The organism is Solemya elarraichensis gill symbiont (genome assembly GCF_002021095.1).
Lineage (GTDB): Bacteria > Pseudomonadota > Gammaproteobacteria > Chromatiales > Chromatiaceae.
In genome coordinates, this window is the sequence record NZ_MPRK01000005.1 from 1 (window position 1) to 22,496 (window position 22,496).

The 22,496-nt window shown below is 53.1% G+C and carries 22 protein-coding genes; all 22 read left to right on the top strand.

What is annotated here, in order from left to right; all coding sequences use genetic code 11:
- The first annotated feature begins 51 nt into the window (after nt 1–51).
- Nucleotides 52–822 (top strand): acyl-ACP--UDP-N-acetylglucosamine O-acyltransferase, encoded by a 771-nt coding sequence (lpxA, locus tag BOW51_RS00665; RefSeq protein ID WP_078475951.1) that lies wholly within the window; start codon nt 52–54, stop codon nt 820–822.
- Nucleotides 822–1,982, top strand: a complete 1,161-nt coding sequence (gene lpxB / locus BOW51_RS00670; protein ID WP_078475952.1) for a lipid-A-disaccharide synthase — start codon at nt 822–824, stop codon at nt 1,980–1,982. Before lpxA ends, lpxB begins: the two co-directional genes overlap by 1 nt.
- Entirely contained in the window at nt 1,975–2,556 is a 582-nt protein-coding gene (rnhB, locus tag BOW51_RS00675) for a ribonuclease HII (protein ID WP_078475953.1), read from the top strand. The genes lpxB and rnhB overlap by 8 nt, the downstream gene beginning before the upstream one ends.
- Nucleotides 2,557–2,904: 348 nt before the next feature.
- On the top strand, nt 2,905–6,447 hold the full coding sequence (dnaE, locus tag BOW51_RS00680) for a DNA polymerase III subunit alpha (RefSeq protein ID WP_078475954.1): 3,543 nt from the start codon (nt 2,905–2,907) through the stop codon (nt 6,445–6,447).
- 8 nt (nt 6,448–6,455) lie between these two features.
- Nucleotides 6,456–7,415 carry an acetyl-CoA carboxylase carboxyl transferase subunit alpha gene (accA, locus tag BOW51_RS00685; protein ID WP_078475955.1) on the top strand — a complete coding sequence of 320 codons (960 nt, stop codon included), beginning with the start codon at nt 6,456–6,458 and terminating at the stop codon, nt 7,413–7,415.
- Nucleotides 7,402–8,697: a tRNA lysidine(34) synthetase TilS gene (gene tilS, locus BOW51_RS00690; protein ID WP_167367194.1), complete on the top strand. Its 1,296-nt coding sequence runs from the start codon at nt 7,402–7,404 to the stop codon at nt 8,695–8,697. The genes accA and tilS overlap by 14 nt, the downstream gene beginning before the upstream one ends.
- A 262-nt stretch (nt 8,698–8,959) precedes the next feature.
- Nucleotides 8,960–9,202: an OadG family protein gene (locus BOW51_RS00695; RefSeq protein ID WP_167367195.1), complete on the top strand. Its 243-nt coding sequence runs from the start codon at nt 8,960–8,962 to the stop codon at nt 9,200–9,202.
- A gap of 19 nt (nt 9,203–9,221) precedes the next feature.
- On the top strand, nt 9,222–11,012 hold the full coding sequence (oadA, locus tag BOW51_RS00700; RefSeq protein ID WP_078475958.1) for a sodium-extruding oxaloacetate decarboxylase subunit alpha: 1,791 nt from the start codon (nt 9,222–9,224) through the stop codon (nt 11,010–11,012).
- Entirely contained in the window at nt 11,012–12,304 is a 1,293-nt protein-coding gene (locus tag BOW51_RS00705) for a sodium ion-translocating decarboxylase subunit beta (RefSeq protein WP_078475959.1), read from the top strand. Before oadA ends, BOW51_RS00705 begins: the two co-directional genes overlap by 1 nt.
- A gap of 88 nt (nt 12,305–12,392) precedes the next feature.
- Entirely contained in the window at nt 12,393–12,953 is a 561-nt protein-coding gene (locus tag BOW51_RS00710) for a YceD family protein (protein WP_135567984.1), read from the top strand.
- 21 nt (nt 12,954–12,974) lie between these two features.
- The gene (rpmF, locus tag BOW51_RS00715) at nt 12,975–13,148 is read left to right on the top strand and encodes a 50S ribosomal protein L32 (protein ID WP_043115869.1); all 174 of its coding nucleotides are present in this window, start codon (nt 12,975–12,977) and stop codon (nt 13,146–13,148) included.
- A 41-nt stretch (nt 13,149–13,189) separates the two neighbouring features.
- Nucleotides 13,190–14,197: a phosphate acyltransferase PlsX gene (gene plsX / locus BOW51_RS00720; RefSeq protein ID WP_078475961.1), complete on the top strand. Its 1,008-nt coding sequence runs from the start codon at nt 13,190–13,192 to the stop codon at nt 14,195–14,197.
- The gene (locus tag BOW51_RS00725) at nt 14,194–15,162 is read left to right on the top strand and encodes a beta-ketoacyl-ACP synthase III (protein ID WP_078475962.1); all 969 of its coding nucleotides are present in this window, start codon (nt 14,194–14,196) and stop codon (nt 15,160–15,162) included. Before plsX ends, BOW51_RS00725 begins: the two co-directional genes overlap by 4 nt.
- A gap of 33 nt (nt 15,163–15,195) precedes the next feature.
- A complete protein-coding gene (gene fabD / locus BOW51_RS00730) occupies nt 15,196–16,137 on the top strand; it encodes an ACP S-malonyltransferase (protein ID WP_078475963.1) in 942 nt (313 codons plus the stop codon).
- Nucleotides 16,130–16,870, top strand: coding sequence for a 3-oxoacyl-ACP reductase FabG (fabG, locus tag BOW51_RS00735; protein WP_078475964.1), 741 nt, complete (start codon nt 16,130–16,132; stop codon nt 16,868–16,870). Before fabD ends, fabG begins: the two co-directional genes overlap by 8 nt.
- A 121-nt stretch (nt 16,871–16,991) precedes the next feature.
- Entirely contained in the window at nt 16,992–17,225 is a 234-nt protein-coding gene (acpP, locus tag BOW51_RS00740) for an acyl carrier protein (RefSeq protein ID WP_078475965.1), read from the top strand.
- A gap of 114 nt (nt 17,226–17,339) precedes the next feature.
- The gene (gene fabF, locus BOW51_RS00745; protein ID WP_078475966.1) at nt 17,340–18,584 is read left to right on the top strand and encodes a beta-ketoacyl-ACP synthase II; all 1,245 of its coding nucleotides are present in this window, start codon (nt 17,340–17,342) and stop codon (nt 18,582–18,584) included.
- Between the two features lie 5 nt (nt 18,585–18,589).
- Nucleotides 18,590–19,420 carry an aminodeoxychorismate lyase gene (gene pabC, locus BOW51_RS00750; RefSeq protein WP_078475967.1) on the top strand — a complete coding sequence of 277 codons (831 nt, stop codon included), beginning with the start codon at nt 18,590–18,592 and terminating at the stop codon, nt 19,418–19,420.
- The gene (mltG, locus tag BOW51_RS00755; RefSeq protein WP_078475968.1) at nt 19,410–20,465 is read left to right on the top strand and encodes an endolytic transglycosylase MltG; all 1,056 of its coding nucleotides are present in this window, start codon (nt 19,410–19,412) and stop codon (nt 20,463–20,465) included. The genes pabC and mltG overlap by 11 nt, the downstream gene beginning before the upstream one ends.
- Nucleotides 20,465–21,100: a dTMP kinase gene (gene tmk / locus BOW51_RS00760; RefSeq protein ID WP_078475969.1), complete on the top strand. Its 636-nt coding sequence runs from the start codon at nt 20,465–20,467 to the stop codon at nt 21,098–21,100. The genes mltG and tmk overlap by 1 nt, the downstream gene beginning before the upstream one ends.
- Nucleotides 21,100–22,071, top strand: coding sequence for a DNA polymerase III subunit delta' (locus tag BOW51_RS00765; RefSeq protein WP_078475970.1), 972 nt, complete (start codon nt 21,100–21,102; stop codon nt 22,069–22,071). The genes tmk and BOW51_RS00765 overlap by 1 nt, the downstream gene beginning before the upstream one ends.
- Nucleotides 22,071–22,421: a PilZ domain-containing protein gene (locus BOW51_RS00770; protein ID WP_078475971.1), complete on the top strand. Its 351-nt coding sequence runs from the start codon at nt 22,071–22,073 to the stop codon at nt 22,419–22,421. The genes BOW51_RS00765 and BOW51_RS00770 overlap by 1 nt, the downstream gene beginning before the upstream one ends.
- The last annotated feature ends 75 nt before the right edge of the window (nt 22,422–22,496 follow it).

Sequence of the window (22,496 nt, forward strand, 5' to 3'; positions counted from 1 at the left end):
GTACGGCACGTGAAATCTGATTCCTGGATCATCCACTAGCGGAACAGACGTGTGATTCATCCAACAGCGATTGTAGCTCCGGAAGCAAGTCTTGCAGATGATGTTGAGGTGGGTGCCTACAGCATCATCGGCGCTGACGTGGAGATTGGCTCCGGTAGCGTGATAGGTCCGCACGTGGTGATCCAGGGTCCTACGCGCATTGGGGCTGATAACAGAATTTACCAGTTTGCATCGGTTGGTGAAGCATGCCAGGACCTCAAGTATAAAGGTGAGCCGACACGGCTTGAAATAGGTGATCGCAACACCATCCGTGAATATGCAACCCTGCATCGTGGAACAACCCAGGACAGGGGATTGACGCGTATCGGCAGTGATAACCTGTTGATGGTATCGACTCATGTCGCTCACGACTGCCTTGTTGGAGATCACGTGATTCTCTCGAATGGCGCGTCACTGGCTGGCCACGTCACTGTCGAGGATCATGTCATCCTTAGCGGCTTTACCCTGGTACACCAGTTCTGCCGTATTGGGCAGCACGCCTTTGCAGGCATGGGTAGTGGTGTGAACCGTGATGTTCCTCCCTATACCCTTGTGAGCGGTAATCCTGCTCAACCTCATGGGATTAACAGTGAAGGCCTCAAGCGACGTGGTTTTGAACCGGAGACAATTCGTGCAATTAAAAATGCCTACAAGACACTCTATCTGAGTGGCAGGAAACTGGACGATGCAATCACTGCGATTGCATCAACTGCCTACGGAGTTGCAGCACTCGAATCACTGGTCAGTTTCCTGGAAAATTCCCAACGCAGCATCGTTCGCTGATGCCTTTGACGATAGCCGTGGTTGCCGCAGAGCCGTCAGGTGATCTGCTTGGTGCCGCGCTGATGGTAGCGCTGAAATCCCGTCATGCAGATATCAGCTTTATTGGTGTTGGTGGTCCGGAAATGGCCGCCGCAGGGCTCCATAGCAGGATCCCGTTGGAGAAACTCTCCGTTATGGGTATTTTTGAAGTCCTGCCGCGCTTGCCAGAACTACTGAAACTACGCAGAAATTTGCGCGACTGGCTCATCGCTCAGAAACCGGATATTTTTATCGGCATTGATGCTCCCGACTTTAATCTTGGTCTTGCCCGAGCCTTGAAATCTGAAGGTATCAGGACAATTCAGTATGTCTCTCCAACCGTGTGGGCGTGGAAACAGAAGCGTGTGACTAAAATACGTGCATCAGTCGACATGGTGCTCTGTCTGTTTCCATTTGAAGAGAGTTTTCTGCACGAACATGACGTTGCGGCTACCTATGTCGGACATCCAATGGCAGATCAACTGCCGATGGAGCCTGACAGGAGAGCAGCCAGGGAAAGACTGGGTTTGCCGGAGCACGCAAGGATTCTTGCACTGCTTCCGGGTAGCCGGTCTGGTGAGGTTGAGCGCATTGCAGGCCCGTTTCTGCAAACAGCAGTCGAGGTTTCCGATCAGCTTGAGGGGTTACATGTTGTGGTTCCGCTGGTTAACAAGATAACACGCAGCCTGTTTGAAGAGAAGGCAGCACCATTTCAAACGCATTTGAAACTCATCCTGGTTGATCGGCATGCGGCAGATGTCATGGCCGCTGCCGATGTCGTACTTTTGGCATCAGGAACGGCAACATTGCAAGGGCTTCTGAGTAAGCGACCAATGGTGGTCGGTTACCGGCTCAATGTGTTGACCTATGCACTCATCAGGCTCTTCAGGATGATCAAGATTCCCTACGTCGCAATTGCGAACCTGCTGTGTGGGGAGATGCTCGCACCTGAGTTCATTCAGAAGCGTTGTCGTGCAGAGTTGATGACACCGGCGGTATTGCAGATGTTCGGGAACGACGAACATACTTCAGGTATTGAGCAACGCTATGCAGAAATTCACCTGCAATTGCGCCGTGATGCAGCGGCATCTGCGGCTGAGGCGGTGCTTGATCAGCTAGGATATGCCGATAGTCATGTCTGAGACTTTGGTTTGTGGTGTTGACGAGGTTGGACGTGGCCCGCTTGCCGGGCCGGTCGTGACGGCTGCCGTCATCCTTCATCCTGATATCGAGATCATCGGTCTTGATGACTCAAAAAAGCTGACAGCGAAACGCCGTGATTACCTGGCTGATGAGATCCGCGAAAAGTCACTCTGCTGGTCCCTTGCGCGTGCAGAAGTCGCCGAGATCGATGAGTTGAATATACTGCATGCAACCATGCTGGCAATGCGACGAGCGATTGAGACATTGCCCATCGTCCCTGCGCTCGCACTGATTGATGGCAATCGCATTCCGCCGGGACTGAATTGCACGGCAGAAGCGATCGTCAAGGGCGACAGTCTGCACGCAGAGATCGCAGCAGCTTCAATCCTGGCGAAGGTGACACGCGACGCGGAGATGGTGGAAATGGAGGCCTGTTACCCGGGATACGGTTTTGCATCGCACAAGGGCTATCCGACAAAAGTGCACATCGAGGCACTGCAAAGCCTTGGTGTTACGCCAATTCACCGCCGCTCTTTTTCGCCCGTGCGGAAAGCGTTAGACGGGAGCCGCTGATGTGTTTCCTGGTGAGCCGAGTTTGAGATCAATTGACAATGATCGCAAGGCGTGCTGCGAAGGCCGCATGCCATCGCTATACGGCGAGCTGCACAACGCAGCGAGCGCGTCAATTGGCTCAAACCCGTTGGGACGGACTTTTTCGGGCGATCTGAGGCGTTGGCTCACTTGCCAAGGACAATGCCATTCCCTGCGTGAGCCGCCTTCCATATCATCCCGTAAAAGTTCCGTCTCGGCCATCAGGAAACACATCAGCGACTCCAAAAAAAATTATCTTGAAGCTATGACGCTGGCAACGCAAAATAAAAGCCTCCCGTAATTGGATATCTACCAGGCTATTTGATCGTAATGGAACCAAGGTTCGTCCATCTCTGCATTCATTCTGAATATTCACTTGTCGATGGACTGGTGCGTATCAAGCCGCTGGCTGCGAAAGCTTCACAGCATGGCATGGCTGCTGTCGCGATGACTGACCGTTCCAATCTCTTCGCCATGGTCAAGTTTTACCGTGCGGCACTGGCCGCCGGGGTCAAGCCGATCATCGGTGTCGACCTGCTGATACATAATGAAGAAGATGCGAGCCACCCCGACAGGTTGCTGCTGCTGGTCAGGAACCAGGCAGGCTACCTCAACCTGAATCGTCTGATCTCGCGTGCATACCGTGAGGGGCAGCATCTCGGTGTGCCAATGATTGAACGTGATTGGCTCGACGAGGCGGCAGATGGCCTGATTGCCATTCTTCCCTGTTTCGACAGTGATATCGGACAGTTGCTGCTTGCCGGTAAGGAACAGGAGGCCGGGCAGAGTCTTGCCGAGTGGCGCAGTTGGTTTCCCGGATCGCTCTACCTTGGTGTGAGCCGTACAGGCCGGCCTAATGAAGAGGAGGCTGTGCATGCCATGGTTGCGCTCTCTTCAAAGGAACAGGTTCCGCTGGTCGCGCTCAATGACGTACGTTTCATCGACAAGCAGGATTACGATGCGCACGAGGTCAGAGTGTGTATTCATGAAGGCCGCACACTGGATGACTCACGGCGTCCCCATCTCTATACCGAGCAGCAGTACCTGCGCAGCGAAGATGAGATGTGCGAGCTGTTTGCCGATATCCCCGAGGCGTTGCACAACAGTGTCGAGATTGCCAGGCGCTGTAACCTTCAGTTAACCCTGGGCAAGAACTACCTGCCGGAGTTTCCGATCCCGGAGGGGGTGACCACAGGAGAGTATTTTGCAGATATCTCCAGGAAGGGGCTCGATGAACGTCTGCAAACTATTTATGCCGATAATCCGGAGGAGATTGACGCGCAGCGGGCGCCTTACGACGAGCGCCTGCAGATTGAGCTCGACGTCATCAACCAGATGGGATTCCCCGGCTACTTTCTGATCGTTGCCGACTTCATCCAGTGGGCCAAGGATAACGCCATACCTGTTGGTCCCGGGCGTGGTTCAGGTGCCGGTTCACTGGTTGCCTATGCGCTCAAGATTACTGATCTCGATCCAATTGAATATGATTTGCTGTTCGAGCGCTTCCTCAATCCCGAACGTGTCTCCATGCCTGACTTCGATATCGATTTCTGCATGGATAACCGTGACCGCGTAATCGATTACGTGGCGCAGACTTACGGACGCGACTCGGTATCGCAAATTATTACCTACGGTTCGATGGCCGCCAAGGCGGTGGTGCGTGATGTCGGACGTGTACTCGGGCACCCATACGGATTTGTTGACAGGGTTGCCAAGCTGGTTCCCTTCGAGGTTGGCATGACGCTGACAAAGGCGATGGATGAAAACCCCGAGTTTCGCCAGGCCTACGAAGAGGATGAGGAGGTCAGGCAACTGATCGACATGGCCTTGAAGCTGGAGGGGATTTCCAGAAACGCTGGCAAGCATGCCGGTGGCGTGGTGATCGCGCCAACAGTACTGACGGATTTCACGCCACTCTACTGTGAAGCTGGCGGCGCCAACCTCGTGACCCAGTTCGACAAGGATGATGTCGAGGCAGTGGGCCTGGTCAAGTTCGACTTCCTCGGCTTGCGTACCCTGACGATCATCGACTGGTCAATTGGTCACGTTAACCGGCACCGCAAAAAGGAGGGTGAAGCAGCACTTGATATCGCCAAAATCCCGATGGATGATGCCGAGGCTTTCAAGCTGCTCAAGACCGGACATACGACAGCGGTATTCCAGCTTGAATCACGCGGCATGCAGGAGCTGATTCGCAAGCTGCAGCCGGATAACTTTGACGATATCACCGCACTGGTTGCACTGTTCCGTCCCGGCCCGTTGCAGTCTGGCATGGTAGATGACTTCATCAACCGAAAGCATGGGCGTGCGCAGGTCGAATACGCGCACCCGACGCTGGAGCCGATTCTGCGTTCGACATACGGTGTCATTCTCTACCAGGAGCAGGTTATGCAGATCGCCCAGGATCTTGCAGGCTACACCCTCGGCGGCGCCGACCTGCTGCGTCGTGCAATGGGCAAGAAAAAGCCCGAAGAGATGGCCAAGCAGCGTGAGATATTCCTCCAGGGCGCAACGGAAAATGATGTCGACGAGGAAGTCTCCACCTATATCTTCGACCTGATGGAGAAATTTGCCGGCTATGGTTTCAACAAGTCGCACTCTGCTGCCTATGCACTGGTTTCCTACCAGACACTGTGGCTCAAGACGCACTACACGGCTGAGTTCATGGCTGCAGTGCTCTCCTCGGATATGGATTCGACAGACAAGGTCAAAATATTTGTCGAGGAGTGCAAGCAACTAGAGCTGAAGCTGCTACCACCCGATGTTAACAGTTCTGCCTATTACTTCACGGTGAGTAGCGAAGGCGAAGTTGTCTATGGACTGGGTGCGATCAAGGGTGTCGGCGAGGCGGCTATCGAGGAGATAGTTACTTGCCGTGGTGAGAAAGGTTACAGGGATCTGTTTGACATGTGCCAGCGTATTGACCTGACAAAGGTTAACCGCCGTGTTCTGGAGTCCCTGATTCGTTCCGGTGCAATGGAGAGTTTTGGTTCCAACCGGGCAACGCTTTCAGCACAAATCCCGATGGCGTTGAAAATGGCTGAACAACAACATGCCATGGATGCAGCTGGGCAGGACGACCTGTTTGGCATGGGATCGGACGACAGTGAACAGCCATCGATGGATGAAAGTATTTTGCCGTCGCATGATGAGTGGAAGAACGAGATTCTACTGCAAGGTGAGCTGGAGACACTCGGGCTCTATCTCAGCGGTCATCCAATGGATGCCTACGAGACAGACCTGGATGCGCTCGGCGTACGTCGCCTGCAGCAGCTGGAGGCGGCTGCTCCGCCCAAGGAGAAAGGGCGTGGCGAGCGAGTTCGGCTCGCGGGGCTTGTAACCGCAATCAACAGGCGCGAAACACAGCGCGGCACCATGGCAAGCGTACTGCTTGAGGATGGCAAAGGTCGCTGCGACATCGCCTTTTTTTCCGATGCCCTGGAGCGGCTTGGGGAACTGTTGGTGAACGGCAACATGCTGCTGATTGAAGGCACGCTCTCCTATGACGCTTACCGGGATGCGATCAGTATCCGCGCCGACAACGCAGTGCTGCTTGAAGAAGCACGCCAGCTCTCCTGTCGACAGCTATACCTTGTGATTGAAGAGAGCCAGTGGCGCAAGGTAGGTGAGACTCCGGCGCCATTTGTGGAATCTCTCATGCAGTTCATGCAGCCTTACTGTGGTGGTAACAGTCGTGTCTGTCTTGATTACAGAAGCGATCACTACAAGGGTAGCCTGCTGCTGGGCGAGCAGTGGAGCCTCCATCCGAAGGAGGCGCTGTTGCAAACATTGAGAAGGACACTTGGAGACGAATCTGTTCATCTCGGCTATAGCGAAATGCAGGATTCCGCACTTGCTGAAACTTCTGTATAGTTCACCCTATGGATCTCAATTTTCTAGATTTCGAACAACCGATCGCCGAACTCGAGGCGAAAATCGCAGAGTTGCGCCAGGTTGATACTGACGCCGAAATAAATATACAGGATGAAATCACCAGGCTGGAAACCAAGAGTAGCGAGCTGACAGGTACGATTTTCTCCAGCCTCACGCCATGGCAGATTTCCCAGGTGGCGCGTCATCCTTTGCGCCCTTATTTTCTTGATTACATCGAACGCATTGTTGATGATTTCGAAGAGCTGCATGGCGATCGTGCCTATGCAGATGACCCTGCGATCATTGCCGGCATTGGTCGTATCGGCGAACGTTCAGTTGTACTGATTGGCCATCAGAAAGGGCGCGATACCAAGGAAAAGCTGCATCGTAACTTTGGTATGCCTCGTCCGGAAGGATATCGCAAAGCGCTACGCGTGATGGAGCTGGCAGAACGCTTCGAGCTTCCGATTTTTACCTTTATCGATACCCCGGGTGCCTATCCCGGTGTTGGAGCTGAAGAGCGTGGGCAGAGCGAGGCAATCGCACGCAACCTGCGCGAAATGGCGCGCCTGCGTGTACCGGTTATTTGTACTGTGATCGGAGAGGGTGGTTCCGGCGGTGCGCTCGCAATCGGTGTTGGAGACCGGGTGCAAATGCTCCAGTACAGCACGTATTCAGTTATTTCGCCAGAAGGGTGCGCCTCGATTCTGTGGAAGGATGCCGATAAGGCATCACTTGCAGCCGATGCCATGGCGATCACCTCGGACAAGCTCAAAGAGCTCGGTTTGATCGACACGATCATCGACGAACCACTTGGTGGTGCGCATCGTAATCCGGATGCCATGGCGAAATCCCTCAAGGCCTCACTACTGGAAGCGCTCGAACGGGTTGAGTCGATAGACAGTGAAGAGCTGCTTGAACTGCGTTACAAGCGCATCATGGAGTATGGGCGTTTTGAAGAGGGGTGACACCTTCAATCCGCAGCAACTGCTGCAGGTGATCGAAAAAGCGCCCCCGACGGGGCGTTTTTTGCTGGCGCTTTCCGGTGGTGTCGATTCAATCGTGTTGCTGGATGCACTTGTGGCAATCAGGCAGTCACTGCTTCCGGCTCAGTTCATTGCCGTGCATGTCAATCATCAGATTCATCCGCACGCAGCTGCATGGGCAGATCAATGTCAGCAGGTGTGTGACAGTCACGATGTCGAATTGAGCATCCTCACGGTAGAGGTTGGAAAAGAAGATGGTCCCGAGGCGTCAGCACGACAGGCTCGTTACGATGCGATTGCCGGAATCATGGAGCCGGGGGATGTGCTGCTCTCTGCACATCATCTAGATGACCAGGCGGAGACGCTGCTGCTTAACCTGATGCGCGGATCCGGTCTGCGTGGACTTGCCGGTATGCCGTTGCTGAGACCCTTTACCGACGGGTGGCTGATGCGTCCACTGCTCGATTGCTCACGTCAACAACTACTTGAATATGCGGAAAAGAGAGAGCTTGAATGGATTGATGACCCGAGCAACCTGGATGAATCGCTGGACAGAAATTTTGTACGCCACTCTGTTATCCCATTGCTTCAGCAGCGCTGGCCAGCTGCTTCAGATAGCCTGGCAACCAGCGCCGGACTGTTGCAGGAGTCAGATGAACTGCTTGGCAAGCAGGTAGAAGAAGAGCTCGCCGTATGTATGAATGAACAGGCTTGTTTGCTTCTCCCAAAACTGCTTGAGCACGATAAGAAGATGCAGGCGATGCTAGTCAGAAAGTGGTGTGAGTCACGTGGCTTTGCATCACTGCCAAGAGCAAGACTGTATGAGCTTCTGAAGCAGTTAAAGGCGACTGGTGACCGTCAGCCCGTATTTACCTGGAGTGATCTTTTCATCGGCCGTCATACGGATCGCCTCATTGCACACCAGCTCCTGCCACAGCACGATATCCGCTGGCGTACACAATGGAATGGCAATGAGCCGTTGCAGCTACCGGCAGATCTGGGCATCCTGCGCTCGACTGGTAATCAATTTGATATGCCGCTCGAGGTTGGTTTCCGTTGCGGTGGTGAACGTCTGCTGCAGGGTGGTATGCATCGCGATCTGAAAACAGTGTTCAATACGCATGACGTGCCTGCATGGCTCAGGGAGCGTATACCCTTGCTGTTCAGAGGTGGAGAACTGATTGCTGTCGCCGACATACAAGCAGGAGACAGCGCAGGCATTCAGATCAGCTGGGAGCGTGGCAGCGGTTGGCCAAACTATTAACTCAAACAAGAGAGAGTATTTCTGCCATTCAGACGGAATGTGAAATCTTTGCAGTAATTGAGTAAACTATCTGTCGGTCAGCGAAAAACGCCTGAAAAACCGGGTTTAGATTAGGACGATTGTCTGACTAAAAAGTTAAAAAATGTTGCAGTGCAACGAAATTTGGTTTTGAATAACCCACACTGATGACTGGCGGGCGGTATTGAATGACGATGCCGGCAAGGTTCGGTCAACTCTATTTTGTGACTGGGAGGTAATGGGAATGCAGGTATCAGATCTCATGATGGACGGTGCACAGCTGATGTTGCTGGGCATGGGAAGTGTCTTTATTTTCCTGACCATACTGGTCACGGCAATGAAAGCAATGAGCTGGCTGGCCATTACTATCGGCGGCGAGGAAGAGGCGCAGCCGACGCGGACACCAGTTCGCGATAGCGGAGTTGATGCCAATATCATTCCAGTCATCGCGGCAGCAGTAGCTGTCTGGCGCAAGCGACATAATTAAAACCAAGTGGATAACGACCATGACACAGAAAAAACTCGGAATCACCGATAACGTCCTTCGTGACGCTCACCAGTCCCTTTTCGCAACCCGTCTTCGTATAGAGGACATGCTTCCGATTGCCGAGAAGCTTGACCAGGTCGGTTTCTGGTCCCTGGAGACCTGGGGTGGCGCTACATTTGATGCCTGCATCCGTTTTCTCGGAGAAGACCCGTGGGAGCGTCTGCGCCTGTTGAAAGAGGCGATGCCAAATACACCAATGCAAATGTTGCTGAGAGGCCAGAATATACTGGGTTACCGGCACTATGCAGATGATGTTGTTGAACGTTTTGTTGAGCGTTCAGCAGAGAACGGCATGGATGTTTACCGTATCTTTGATGCGATGAACGATGTTCGCAATCTTGAGACTGCAGTCAAAGCAACTCTCAAGGTAGGTAAGCATGCACAAGGAACAATCTCTTATACAACAAGTCCGGTTCACTCGATTGACGGATATGTTGATATGGCCAGGCAGATAGAGGACCTTGGCTGTCACTCAATCTGTATCAAGGATATGGCGGGCCTGCTTAAGCCATATGTGGCTGTCGAGCTGGTAACCAAGCTCAAGGATGCGCTGGATATTCCTATCGCCTTGCACTCTCACGCCACCACGGGCATGAGCACCGCGACACATGTAAAAGCTGCTGAAGCCGGGGTTGATGTTGTTGATACGTCTATCTCTTCAATGGCGATGACTTATGGACACTCGGCAACTGAATCGGTTGTTGCAATCATGCAGGATACTGAGCGTGACACGGGTCTTGATCTCGGGTTGCTCGAAGAAATTTCTGCTTACTTCCGTGAAATTCGCAAGAAGTATGCAAAATTTGAAGGCTCTTTGAGAGGCATCGATTCGCGCATTCTTACTGCACAGGTTCCTGGCGGCATGCTGACCAATATGGAAGGCCAGTTGAAAGAGCAGGGTGCGGCAGACAAGTTTGATGATGTGCTCAAGGAAATCCCTGAAGTTCGCAAGGATCTTGGCTATATTCCACTGGTCACGCCAACCAGCCAGATTGTTGGTACCCAGGCTGTATTGAATGTCCTGACTGGCGAGCGCTACAAGTCGATTTCCAAAGAGACCGCGGGAATTCTGAAAGGCGAATACGGTGTATCTCCGGCTCCGGTCAATGCTGAGCTTCAGGCGCGTGTCCTGGAAGGTGGAGAGCTGATTACCTGTCGTCCGGCCGATCTTATCGAAGCGGAATTTGACAAGCTTACCGATGAGTTACAAGAGATCGCCGATGAGAAAGGTATCGATCTTGCAGACAGTATTGAAGATGATGTACTGATTTATGCCCAGTTCCCGCAGATTGGCCTCAAATTCCTTGAAAACCGTAATAACCCGGATGCCTTCGAGCCGGTTCCAACCCTCGAAGATGCAGCTGCAGCGACTGCACAGGCAACTGCTTCTGCGAAGAGTGCTGTTGAACCGGAAGCATTGTCTGTCAGCGTTAACGGCGTAACTTACGATGTTGTAGTAGGTCCTGGCGGGGCGGTCACCAGCGTGCAGACTGCAACTGCGCCTGCAGCTGCTCCGGTACCCGCAGCTGGTGGTGTTAGTGAAGATATTCCATCGCCGCTGGCAGGTAACATCTACAAGATCAATGTCACCACCGGGGACCTGGTCAATGACGGTGATGTCATCATGATCCTCGAAGCGATGAAAATGGAAACCGAAGTGCGCGCGCCCAGGGACGGTACGGTTACAGCAGTTACTGTCAAGGAAGGCGACTCTGTGCAAGTCGGTGAAACGCTGCTGGTACTCAGCTGATGGAAGGTTTTGAAGCGCTCTGGCTATCGATGGGGATAGCCAACTTTGCATGGGGGCAGTTGCTGATGATGTTTATCGGTTCGCTGCTGATCTACCTTGCGATTGCACGCGGATTCGAGCCTTTGCTGCTGTTGCCGATCGGTTTTGGTGCGATTCTCGCCAATATTCCGGTTTCAGGGCTTGCTGACAGTGCAGTCGAACAACTCATTCATTATGGGTCGCAGGTGCACAAGGAGCTGCTTGCTACCGCGTTACAGGTGCCGGTTGACGAAATTGGCGCGGCCTGGAAAAAGGCGGGTGCGGCTATGCACCTCTCGGGAGTGCAGTTAGCGAGCGATCTTGGCTATTCAGACGGGATGCTCAACCAGTTCTACCAGGCTGCAGTTGCAAGCGGTGTTGCTCCGCTGCTGATTTTCATGGGGGTTGGCGCGTTGACAGATTTCAGTGCGCTGATCGCAATGCCCAAGACGCTGTTTCTAGGTGCTGCCGCGCAATTTGGTATTTTTGCTACCCTGCTCGGTGCACTTGCACTGAACCTGGTTCCCGGCTTTGAATTCAGCCTGGCAGATGCATCAGCCATCGCGATTATCGGTGGCGCTGACGGCCCAACGGCTATCTTCCTGGCTTCCAAGCTGGCGCCTGATCTGCTTGGTGCAATCGCGGTTGCTGCCTATTCATACATGGCACTGGTACCAATCATTCAGCCGCCGATCATGAGGGCGCTGACCACCGAAGCGGAGCGTGGCATTGTCATGAGTCAGCTGCGCCCGGTCAGCAAGCTGGAGAAGATCTTCTTCCCCTTCTCGGTACTGGTACTGACTATCCTGTTTCTGCCTTCGGCTGCACCACTCATCGGTATGCTGATGTTTGGTAACCTGCTCAAGGAGAGTGGGGTTGTCGATCGCCTCAGCAAGGCTGCACAGAACGAGATTATCAATATCGTTACGATTTTCCTCGGCCTTTCCGTCGGCTCAAAGCTCTCTGCAGATAAATTTCTCAGTGTCGAGACTCTCGGTATCCTGGCCCTTGGTGCGGTAGCCTTCATGATAGGAACTGCTACAGGCGTGCTGATGGGTAAGGCACTGTGCAAGTTAAGTGGCGGCAAGGTCAATCCACTCATTGGTGCTGCAGGAGTTTCGGCTGTGCCGATGGCCGCGCGAGTCGCGAATAAGGTTGGGCTTGAGTCAAATCCACATAACTTCCTGCTGATGCATGCAATGGGACCAAACGTGGCTGGTGTCATCGGCTCCGCTGTTGCTGCCGGTGTATTGCTTGCGGTTGTAGGTGGCTGACCTGCAAGTGTTTTTAATCTGAATCCCCGCTTTCGCGGGGGTTGCACTTCATCAGAATCCACGCTCGCAGTTTTTTAGGCGAAACTCGTTGATTTCTTTTGACAAAAACAGGGTGTTGCAATACTATTGCGCCCCTATGTCGCCACAGTGTCCCGAACTTGTCGATCCTGAGCGTTTTGCAAGCCAGGAGAGTAGCTGCAGCGGAAGCGTCAGGCTCGATCGATTCGAGCGTCTCGCGCCGCTGCTGGCCAAACAGGACGGGGCTGTTGACTTCAGGTTCCGGTTTTCCCGCGATACCCGTCACCGTCCGTTGCTTGAAGGCAGGGTGGAAGGGGTATTGCTATTGCAGTGTCAGCGCTGCATGGAGCCCGTTGATCTGAGCGTCGATGCCAGGGTTTCACTGGTTGTCGTACAGGGATTCGACGAGGCTGAAAACCTGGAGCCGGAGTTTGATCCGCTGATTCCTGAAGAGGAGCGTGTCAACCTGCTACAGCTTGTCGAAGACGAGTTGCTACTGGCTATTCCGGCAGTTCCGCGTCACATTGATTGTGAAGCGGCAACAACAGAAAGTGGCGAAGAATTGGAAACAGAAGCGGTGCAAGAGAATCCATTTGATGTTCTCGCACAGCTTAAAAAGAGTAACGACTAATCCGTTAGTCAGGAGAGAACAATGGCAGTACAACAGAATCGTAAAACACCGTCAAAGCGCGGTATGCGTCGTTCACATGATGGCCTGAAGAAAGAGACACTGTCTGTCGACCCAACTTCGGGCGAGACACACCTGCGTCACCATGTTTCCGCTGATGGTTTTTATCGCGGACGTAAAGTAGTCGACAAGGGTTAAGAACCCACCTCATGGCCTCTTCTGCGGCCCCGTCTGAAGGGATGGTACGCATTGCACTGGATGCCATGGGAGGCGACCACGGCGTTCCTGTCGTGGTTCCAGCTGCCTGCGCCTACGTTGCATCAAATCCTGCTGTCGAGCTGATCCTCGTCGGCCAGGAAGACGTTATCAAGGATGCCATGCCTGCAGGCTGCAATCGCATCCGCATTCATCATGCCAGCGAGATTGTTGGTATGGATGAACTGCCATCACAAGCCCTGCGCAGAAAAAAAGACTCCTCGATGCGAGTCGCCATTGACCTGGTCAAGTCTGGCGAGGCGGATGCCTGTGTCAGTGCCGGTAATACAGGCGCCCTGATGGCCACCGCACGTTTTGTTCTGAAAATGCTGCCGCATGTTGATCGCCCCGCGATCATCTCAGCACTCCCCAACACCAAAAGCCATACCTGGATGCTTGATCTCGGTGCTAACGTCGATTCGAGTGCCAAACATCTTTTCCAATTTGCCGTGATGGGCGCTGAGCAGATTGCTGCACTTGATGGAAAAACCTCTCCGACTGTCGGCTTGCTGAATATTGGCGAAGAGGAGATCAAGGGCAACGAGCAGGTCAAGAAAGCGCATGAGCTCCTTTCCGGCAGTGATCTCAACTATATAGGTTACGTCGAAGGGGATAACATCTATGACGGTTCGGTCGACCTGGTTGTGGCAGACGGTTTTGTAGGAAATGTCGCGCTCAAAGCCTCCGAGGGTGTCGCCAAGATGATCAGCCACTATCTCAAGGCCGGTTTCAAGAAGAGTCTCTTCACCAGGCTGGCCGCACTGGTGGCGATGCCGATACTGAAAAATTTCGGTACACGCATCGATCCGCGTAGTTACAATGGAGCAAACCTGTTGGGCCTCAACGGTATTGTTATCAAGAGCCACGGAGGCGCCGACGTACTCTCTTTCGGTAACGCGATCAAAATTGCGGACAAGGCTGTGCATACAGATATCCCACGTAGAATAGAAAAGAAAGTCGAGGCACACCTGCTGCCAGGGAGTGAAGCTTGATTTACTCAAGGATTGCCGGAACGGGCGGTTATTTGCCCGAAAACATACTCACCAACCACGATCTCGAGAAGCTCGTTGATACCACTGACCAGTGGATTCGCGAACGCACCGGGATCGAGAAGCGCCATATTGCTGCTGAAGGCGAGACCACCTGTGACCTGGCTGAACATGCTTCTCGCAAGGCGATGGAGATGGCAGGCGTTTCTGCAGGTGATATCGACCTGATCGTGGTTGCGACCACAACCCCTGACAAGGTCTTCCCGTCGACTGCCTGTCTGCTGCAACAGCGCCTTGATATCCATGGCTGTGCTGCATTCGACATCCAGGCCGTGTGCACCGGTTTTGTCTACGCACTGGGTGTGGCTGACCAATTTATTCGTAGTGGAACCGCCCGCAAGGCGCTGGTCGTTGGTGCTGAGACTTTTTCACGCATTCTTAACTGGAATGATCGCGGTACCTGTGTCCTGTTTGGTGATGGTGCCGGAGCAGTTGTGCTCGAGGCCAGCGATGAGCCGGGTATTCTCTCCACTCACCTGCATGCTGATGGTTCATATGAGAACCTGCTACACGTACCGGCTGGTATTTCGACCGATTACGACGCGGTGCTTAATGGTACCGCCTACGTCGAGATGAAAGGCAATGAGGTATTCCGCATGGCGGTCAATACGCTTGGACGTATTGTCGATGAGACCCTTGCAGCGAACAACATGGAGAAGTCGGATATCGACTGGCTGGTTCCGCACCAGGCAAATACCCGCATAATCCAGGCGACAGCACGCAAATTGCGAATGGATATGGATCATGTCGTTATGACCGTCTCCCAGCACGGCAACACGTCGGCAGCATCAGTTCCGCTTGCACTGGACGTGGCTGTGCGCGATGGACGAATACAGCGGGGAGAGACTGTACTGCTGGAAGCTTTCGGCGGTGGTTTTACCTGGGGTTCGGCATTACTCAAATTCTGAATCGACAATAAACAGCAAGAACAGACAAGAACAATGACACAGCAGATTGCATTTCTATTCCCGGGGCAGGGCTCGCAGTCAATAGGCATGCTTGCAGACCTGCAGGCAGCCTACCCTGTCGTGGCAGAGACCTTTGCCGAGGCGTCAGACGGGCTGGGTTTCGACTTGTGGAAACTCGTACAGGACGGCCCGGAATCGGATCTCAACCAGACACATAATACCCAGCCGGCTATGCTGGCTGCAGGCGTTGCAGCGTGGCGCGTGTGGAAACAGCAGGGCGGGAGTGATCCCGTCGTTATGGCTGGTCACAGCCTGGGTGAATATTCAGCACTGACCTGTAGTGGTTCGCTGCAGTTCACGGACGCGATCAAGCTGGTTGCCGAGCGCGGCCGTCTGATGCAGCAGTCCGTACCCGAGGGTGTTGGTGCGATGGCAGCTGTTCTCGGACTCGATGATGACGCTGTTCGCCAGGTGTGTGCTGATGCGGCCGGAGAAGAGGTTGTCGAGGCGGTTAACTTTAATTCGCCCGGTCAGGTTGTCATTGCCGGTCATGCAGAAGCCGTGGCTCGTGCCATAGAAGCTGCCAAGGAGGCGGGTGCAAAGCGTGCATTGCCGTTGCCGGTAAGTGTCCCTTCTCACTGTGCCCTGATGAAGCCGGCTGCTGAACAGCTTGCCGAAGTACTGTCGGGAATCGAGGTTTCCATGCCCGCGATTCCCGTGATACATAATGTTAATGTTGCAGTTGCTGACGCCGCCGACGGCATACGCCAGATGCTGGTTGAACAGCTTTACTCGCCAGTTCGCTGGACCGAGACAGTACAGCGCATGCAGTCTGATGGTGTCTCGCTGCTGGTTGAAGCGGGTCCCGGAAAGGTGCTGACTGGTCTTGCGCGACGTATCGACCGCAAGCTGGATGCCATGCCGCTGTTTGATCCGGCAAGCCTGGAAAAATTGATGGAGAGTCTTGATGTCTGAACAAAAAATTGCACTTGTAACGGGCGCCAGCCGTGGTATTGGGCGCGCAATTGCCGAGGAACTTGGCCGCGCAGGATTGACTGTTATCGGTACGGCAACGACTGATAAGGGTGCCGAGGCGATTTCAGCATATCTTTCAGAACAGGGTATCGAGGGGCGTGGACTCTGTCTCAACGTTACCGACCAGGAGTCCGTTGACTCGGCAATCAAAACCATCAACGCTGACTTCGGTGTGCCGACCGTGTTGGTCAACAATGCCGGCATTACCCGCGACAACCTGCTCATGCGTATGAAAGAGGATGAGTGGCAGTCGATTATGGATACCAATCTGACATCTGTATTTCGCGTGTCAAAAGCCTGTTTACGTGGCATGATGAAGGCGAAAACTGGTCGTATCATCAATATAGCCTCCGTGGTTGGCGCATCCGGTAATCCGGGCCAGACAAACTATTCAGCCGCCAAGGCGGGTATTTTCGGCTTTTCCAAGTCGCTTGCGCGCGAGGTGGGAAGCCGTGGTATTACAGTTAACGCAGTCGCGCCAGGTTTTATCGATACTGATATGACGCGTGATTTGCCGGAAGAGCAGCGCAACGCGTTGCTTGCTTCGATTCCGTTGGCGCGCCTTGGCGAGCCACAGGAGATTGCGTCAGTGGTTGCATTTCTTGCATCCGATGGCGCCGCCTATGTCACAGGTGAAACCCTGCATGTCAATGGAGGCATGTATATGGCGTAAATGTCGGGTAAACTATGCGAAAGTGTCTCGTGTTAGGGATTTTCCGCGTTGACGAACAGATAAGACCCAATACAATTACGCTAATTATTTTGATTTAATCCCCATATAGAGGAAACTGAGAATGAGTGTTGAAGACCGTGTACGCAAGATCGTAGTAGATCAACTTGGTGTTAAAGAGGACGAAGTAACCCTGGAAGCTTCTTTTGTCGACGATCTTGGTGCCGACTCTCTGGATACTGTCGAGCTGGTTATGGCGCTTGAAGAAGAGTTCGAGACCGAAATTCCTGATGAAGAGGCAGAGGGTATCACCACTGTCAAGCAGGCTGTTGATTTCATCAACGCTAACGCCAGCTGATCGATTCAGGTAAAGAAATTCCAGAGGCCGTCAGCTCCAGTTGAGCGCGGCCTCAATTGTAATTATGCTTTTCCATGGTGAAAAGCTGATTTGATACCACGAGGTGGGTCCTACATGTCTCAACGCAGGGTAGTGATAACCGGTCTGGGTCTTGTTACGCCAGTTGGTAATGACGTTTCAACGTCCTGGGAAAATATCAAGGCTGGTGTCAGCGGAATTCGTCCGATTGAACACTTTGATATCTCGGAGTTCAGTGTGCGTTTCGGCGGCACTATTGTTGACTTTGATATCACAGACTATATCTCCAAAAAAGATGCCCGCAAAATGGATCCTTTTATCCATTACGGTATGGCAGCTGGTATCCAGGCGATTAAAGATGCAGGCTTGGAAGTTACAGAGGAGAATGCAGAGCGTATCGGTGTTGCCATCGGTGCCGGCATTGGTGGTATTTATACCATCGAGAACAATTATGGTGCTTTCCGTGAAAAAGGACCGCGCAAAATCTCTCCTTTCTTCGTGCCTGCAGCAATCATCAACATGGTAGCCGGTAATCTTTCGATCATGCATGGATTCAAGGGGCCTAATATCTCGATTGTTTCTGCTTGTAGTACCGGCGCACACAATATCGCTGACGCGGTGCGTATGATCCAGTATGGAACGGCAGACGTTATGATTGCCGGTGGCACCGAGTATACGACAACACCAATCGGTATCGGCGGATTCGCTGCAGCACGTGCGCTCTCAACGCGCAATGATGATCCGACGGCAGCAAGCCGCCCATGGGATAAGGACCGTGACGGTTTCGTTCTCAGTGATGGTGCAGGAGTCATGGTTGTTGAAGAGCTCGAACACGCCAAGGCGCGTGGTGCGACTATCTATGCCGAGATTGCCGGTTGTGCAATGAATTCTGATGCACATCACATGACAGCACCTTCTCCGAATGGCGCAGGTGGTGGCCGTTGTATGGAGCTGGCACTGGAAGATGGTGGCATCAACCTCGACGAGGTCGATTACATCAATGCACACGGTACTTCGACGCCTGCAGGTGATGTGGCTGAGACCAATGGCATCAAGGGTGCTTTTGGTGCGCATGCGAAAGAGCTCTGCGTTAGCTCAACGAAGTCAATGGTTGGACACATGCTTGGTGCAGCCGGTGGTGTTGAGGCGATTTTTACCACGCTTGCGATTCGTGACCAGGTGGCGCCGCCAACCATCAATCACGACAATCCTGATCCTGACTGTGATCTTGATTATGTGCCAAATGCCGCACGTGATTTGAAAATCGATGTCGCACTCTCCAATTCATTCGGCTTTGGTGGAACCAACGGGACACTTGTGTTTCGCCGCTTCACCGACTAATCGGGATGCTGGTAAACGGTCGGCAGTGTGACACTGTTTCATTGCTTGATCGTGGACTTCAATACGGCGATGGCCTCTTCGAGACCATCGCCGTTATTGGTCATGAGATGCCACTTTGGCAGCGTCATTACACACGGCTCTCTAAAGGCTGCGAGAAGCTTGCCCTCGAAGTGCCGCAAGAGCAGCAGATTAAAGATGAGATTGAGCAAGAAATTCATCATCATGGGGAGCAATCGGGCCGTTGTGTTGTCAAACTGATTGTCACGCGTGGAACTGCCGGAAAAGGGTATTGTCCCGCTGAGGGAGGAGAGCAAAGAATTGTCATCCTCCGCCAGCAGGCAGGTTTCAGTCGCCATGATCGTGAAACGGGTATCGATATTCATTTATGTGAAACCCGTCTTGCGAGCGGCTCACCGCTTGCAGGCATCAAGCACCTCAATCGTCTTGAGCAGGTGCTGACAGCACGTGAAACAGAAGCCAACAATTGTCGAGAGGCAGTTGTGTGTGACAGCGAAGGATTTGTAGTTGAAGGTGTCATGTCGAACCTCTTCTGGGTCATTGGGGGTGAGTTGCATACCCCGCTGCTGGATCGCAGTGGTGTTGCTGGAGTGATGCGCGAAGAGGTGATGGCGCAGGCAGCAGTATTGGGAATCTCGTGCAGGGAAGTGCGTGTCATCCCCGACGAGTTGTCAGGCGCGGAAGCGATATTCCTGACCAACGCAGTCAACGGTATTGTTCCTGTCAGACGACTGGCGGGACGTGAGTGCAGCCTGGATGCGATTTCGCATGACCTGCTGGATACAATCAACAGGAAACTGATGAAACATGAGGCTTGAGAGTCATACACATTCACCGCAACAGGGCGGTGTGATCATTGCGTTACTGGTACTGCTGGCTGTAGGTGCTGCAGCCGGTTACTGGCTATGGCACGATTATCAGCGTTTTCAACAAGCGCCACTGGTACTCTCGGATGAAGGGATTAACTATCGAATTGAACCGGGTACCACGCTGACCGCTATTGCGAATGACCTGGCAGACAAGGGTATCTTGCGTCAACCACTCTACTTGCGTCTGTTGGCACGTGAACGCGCAGATGCAAACAGGATCAAGGCGGGTGAATACCATATTTCAGGTGGCACAACGGCCACAGGCCTGCTTGATCAGTTGGTGCAAGGCAAGGTCATTGAGTACTCTCTGACTATAATTGAAGGATGGAATTTTCAGCAGTTGTTATTGTCGGTTCGCACCCATCCGATGATTACACAAACTCTGTCCGAGAGCCTCAGCACCGAACAACTCATGGAAGCGATTGGACTCCAGGGACAGCACCCCGAGGGGCAATTTTACCCGGATACCTACCTTTTCCCGCGTGAAACAACAGACAGGGAGTTTCTACAGCGGGCCTACGGGACAATGCAGGATCATCTTGCTGAAGAGTGGGAACAAAAGAGTGAAGGCTTGCCCCTGAAAACGCCCTACGAGGCCTTGATCCTGGCATCCATTATCGAGAAAGAGACCGGGTTGCCCGAAGAGCGTGCAGAGATCGCCGGAGTTTTCACCAGGCGACTCGAAAAAGGCATGCTGCTGCAGACTGATCCGACGGTCATCTACGGGATAGACAATTTTGACGGCAACATCCGCCGCCGCGACCTGAAGAAAGATACGCCTTATAACACCTATACGCGTGCGGGCTGGCCACCAACACCAATCGCCATGCCTGGTCGTGATGCGATTCATGCAGCCCTGCATCCGGCAGATGGCAAGTCGCTCTATTTCGTTGCTACTGGAAACGGCGGGCATTACTTCTCCTCCAGCCTCAAAGAACATAACCGGGCAGTGAATAAATATCAGATACAGCGGCGCAAGCAGAGAAGCCAATAATGAGTTCGGAACAGGCGCTGTTCATCACGGTTGAAGGCATCGAGGGCGCAGGCAAGAGCAGTAATATTGCCTATTTGCAGGAACTGCTAGAAAAGCACGGACATGAATTGGTGATGACACGTGAGCCCGGTGGAACCGAGCTAGGTGAACAGCTGCGCGAACTTTTGCTGGGGCACAAGCATGATGGCATGTCCTACAAGACCGAATTGCTGATGATGTTTGCAGCACGTGCCGAACATTTGCACGCAATAATACTGCCAGCACTGGCCGAAGGAAAAACAGTTATCTGTGATCGTTTTACAGATGCAACTTATGCTTACCAGGGTGGCGGGCGACTAATTGACATGGAATCGATCCGGCTGCTGGAGAACTTCGTGCAGGAGGAAGTACGACCTGATCTGACCCTGCTGCTGGATTTACCGGTCGATATCGGTATGGCACGCGCCAACCAGCGATCGGCACCAGATCGATTCGAAAAAGAGCGTCATGACTTCTTTGAACGGGTGCGCACTGCTTACCTGGAAATTGCACAGCATCATAAAGAGCGCGTCAAAGTGATCGATGCGTCGAAACCACTTGAGCAGGTACAGCAGCAGCTGTCAGAGGTCATGACTGAAATTCTGGGCGTTGCATAATGTCCTGCTTTCCCTGGCAACAAGAGCAGTGGGAACGTCTCTGTAGCTACCATGCAAAAGGCCGTCTGCCGCATGCAATCCTGCTGGAGGGTCCTCGCTCAACAGGTAAGCAGGCCTTTGCACGTGTGTTCGCCAATTACATGCTGTGCAGTTCGCCACGCAACTATGAGCCCTGCGGTAGCTGTCATGGCTGCCAGTTGCTCAAGGCGGGCAACCATCCTGATCTTGTTGATATGGAGCCCGAGGAGGGTAGCAAGACGATTCGGGTTGACGAGATACGCGCCTTTGTCGCTTCTACAGCGCTTACCCCTCAGACTGCAGCTTGCCGCATTGCACTGATTTCACCTGCGGAAGCGATGAACCAGGCAGCAGCAAACAGCCTGCTCAAGACGCTCGAGGAACCGAATCCGGGGAATCATATCCTGCTCGTCAGCCATGCCCCATGGGAACTGCCGGCAACGATTCGTTCGCGCTGCCAGCACTTGATGTTTCCCTTGCCGGGAAAGCAGGAGGCTATTGACTGGCTGACTGCACAACAGCCAGATGATGAATGGCCCGGGCTCCTTGATTGCGTGCGTGGTGCACCGCTCAAGGCGATCGAATTCAAACAACAGCATGGCCTGGATAGTTACCGTGAGGAGAAGAGACGCTTTGCCGCACTGCTTTCTGGCAAGGCTAACCTTGTCGAGGTCGGGACGGCCTGGAGCAAGGATGAGACCGGCATGATTGCCAACTGGATTTTTCACTGGACACTTGATCTGGCACGAGCAAATGAATCGGGCATCATGCAGATGCACGACCGCGAGCTTGCTGGTTGGTTGAAAGACTTGATTCCTCGAATGGATTCGGTGAAACTCTTTAGTGTGCTGGATAAATTATCCTCGCTGCAGCAGGGTATCAGGTTGCGTAACCTGAATGCACAAATGCAGTTCGAGACCCTGGCGCTGGAATTAATGGAGGCGGGAGAGTAATGCTGAAAAGACATAGTCGCGGCAAGAAGATGATGGTGGCTGAATTCGATAATCGAGAAGAGCTATATCGTTGTTTCATGCCCTTTGTTGCCAACGGCGGGCTCTTTATCAAAACTGATGAGGACTACGTGCCCGGCGACCAGCTTATTCTGATGGTGAAATTGCCCGATTTAAAACAGAAATTTCCTACATCCGGAAAGGTTGTATGGGTGACGCCAAAATCATATGTTTCGAGAGTGCCAGGGGTCGGTGTGCAGTTCAGCGAAGAGGACAATGGTCGTCTGCGCTTGAATATCGAGAATCTGCTGGCAGGCATGCTGGATAGTGAATCTGCTACCTATACCATGTAATCATGGGGCTGATCGATTCACACTGTCATCTCGACAGGGTTAACCTGTCGCACTACAACGACTCCTTTGAAACCA

Excerpts from the sequence above, each read along its gene's own strand:
- lpxB (WP_078475952.1), top strand. The coding sequence starts at position 822 with ATGCCTTTGACGATAGCCGTGGTTGCCGCAGAGCCGTCAGGTGATCTG.
- rnhB (WP_078475953.1), top strand. The coding sequence starts at position 1,975 with ATGTCTGAGACTTTGGTTTGTGGTGTTGACGAGGTTGGACGTGGCCCG.
- dnaE (WP_078475954.1), top strand. The coding sequence starts at position 2,905 with ATGGAACCAAGGTTCGTCCATCTCTGCATTCATTCTGAATATTCACTT.
- accA (WP_078475955.1), top strand. The coding sequence starts at position 6,456 with ATGGATCTCAATTTTCTAGATTTCGAACAACCGATCGCCGAACTCGAG.
- BOW51_RS00695 (WP_167367195.1), top strand. The coding sequence starts at position 8,960 with ATGCAGGTATCAGATCTCATGATGGACGGTGCACAGCTGATGTTGCTG.
- oadA (WP_078475958.1), top strand. The coding sequence starts at position 9,222 with ATGACACAGAAAAAACTCGGAATCACCGATAACGTCCTTCGTGACGCT.
- BOW51_RS00705 (WP_078475959.1), top strand. The coding sequence starts at position 11,012 with ATGGAAGGTTTTGAAGCGCTCTGGCTATCGATGGGGATAGCCAACTTT.
- rpmF (WP_043115869.1), top strand. The coding sequence starts at position 12,975 with ATGGCAGTACAACAGAATCGTAAAACACCGTCAAAGCGCGGTATGCGT.
- plsX (WP_078475961.1), top strand. The coding sequence starts at position 13,190 with ATGGTACGCATTGCACTGGATGCCATGGGAGGCGACCACGGCGTTCCT.
- fabD (WP_078475963.1), top strand. The coding sequence starts at position 15,196 with ATGACACAGCAGATTGCATTTCTATTCCCGGGGCAGGGCTCGCAGTCA.
- fabG (WP_078475964.1), top strand. The coding sequence starts at position 16,130 with ATGTCTGAACAAAAAATTGCACTTGTAACGGGCGCCAGCCGTGGTATT.
- acpP (WP_078475965.1), top strand. The coding sequence starts at position 16,992 with ATGAGTGTTGAAGACCGTGTACGCAAGATCGTAGTAGATCAACTTGGT.
- fabF (WP_078475966.1), top strand. The coding sequence starts at position 17,340 with ATGTCTCAACGCAGGGTAGTGATAACCGGTCTGGGTCTTGTTACGCCA.
- pabC (WP_078475967.1), top strand. The coding sequence starts at position 18,590 with ATGCTGGTAAACGGTCGGCAGTGTGACACTGTTTCATTGCTTGATCGT.
- mltG (WP_078475968.1), top strand. The coding sequence starts at position 19,410 with ATGAGGCTTGAGAGTCATACACATTCACCGCAACAGGGCGGTGTGATC.
- tmk (WP_078475969.1), top strand. The coding sequence starts at position 20,465 with ATGAGTTCGGAACAGGCGCTGTTCATCACGGTTGAAGGCATCGAGGGC.
- BOW51_RS00765 (WP_078475970.1), top strand. The coding sequence starts at position 21,100 with ATGTCCTGCTTTCCCTGGCAACAAGAGCAGTGGGAACGTCTCTGTAGC.
- BOW51_RS00770 (WP_078475971.1), top strand. The coding sequence starts at position 22,071 with ATGCTGAAAAGACATAGTCGCGGCAAGAAGATGATGGTGGCTGAATTC.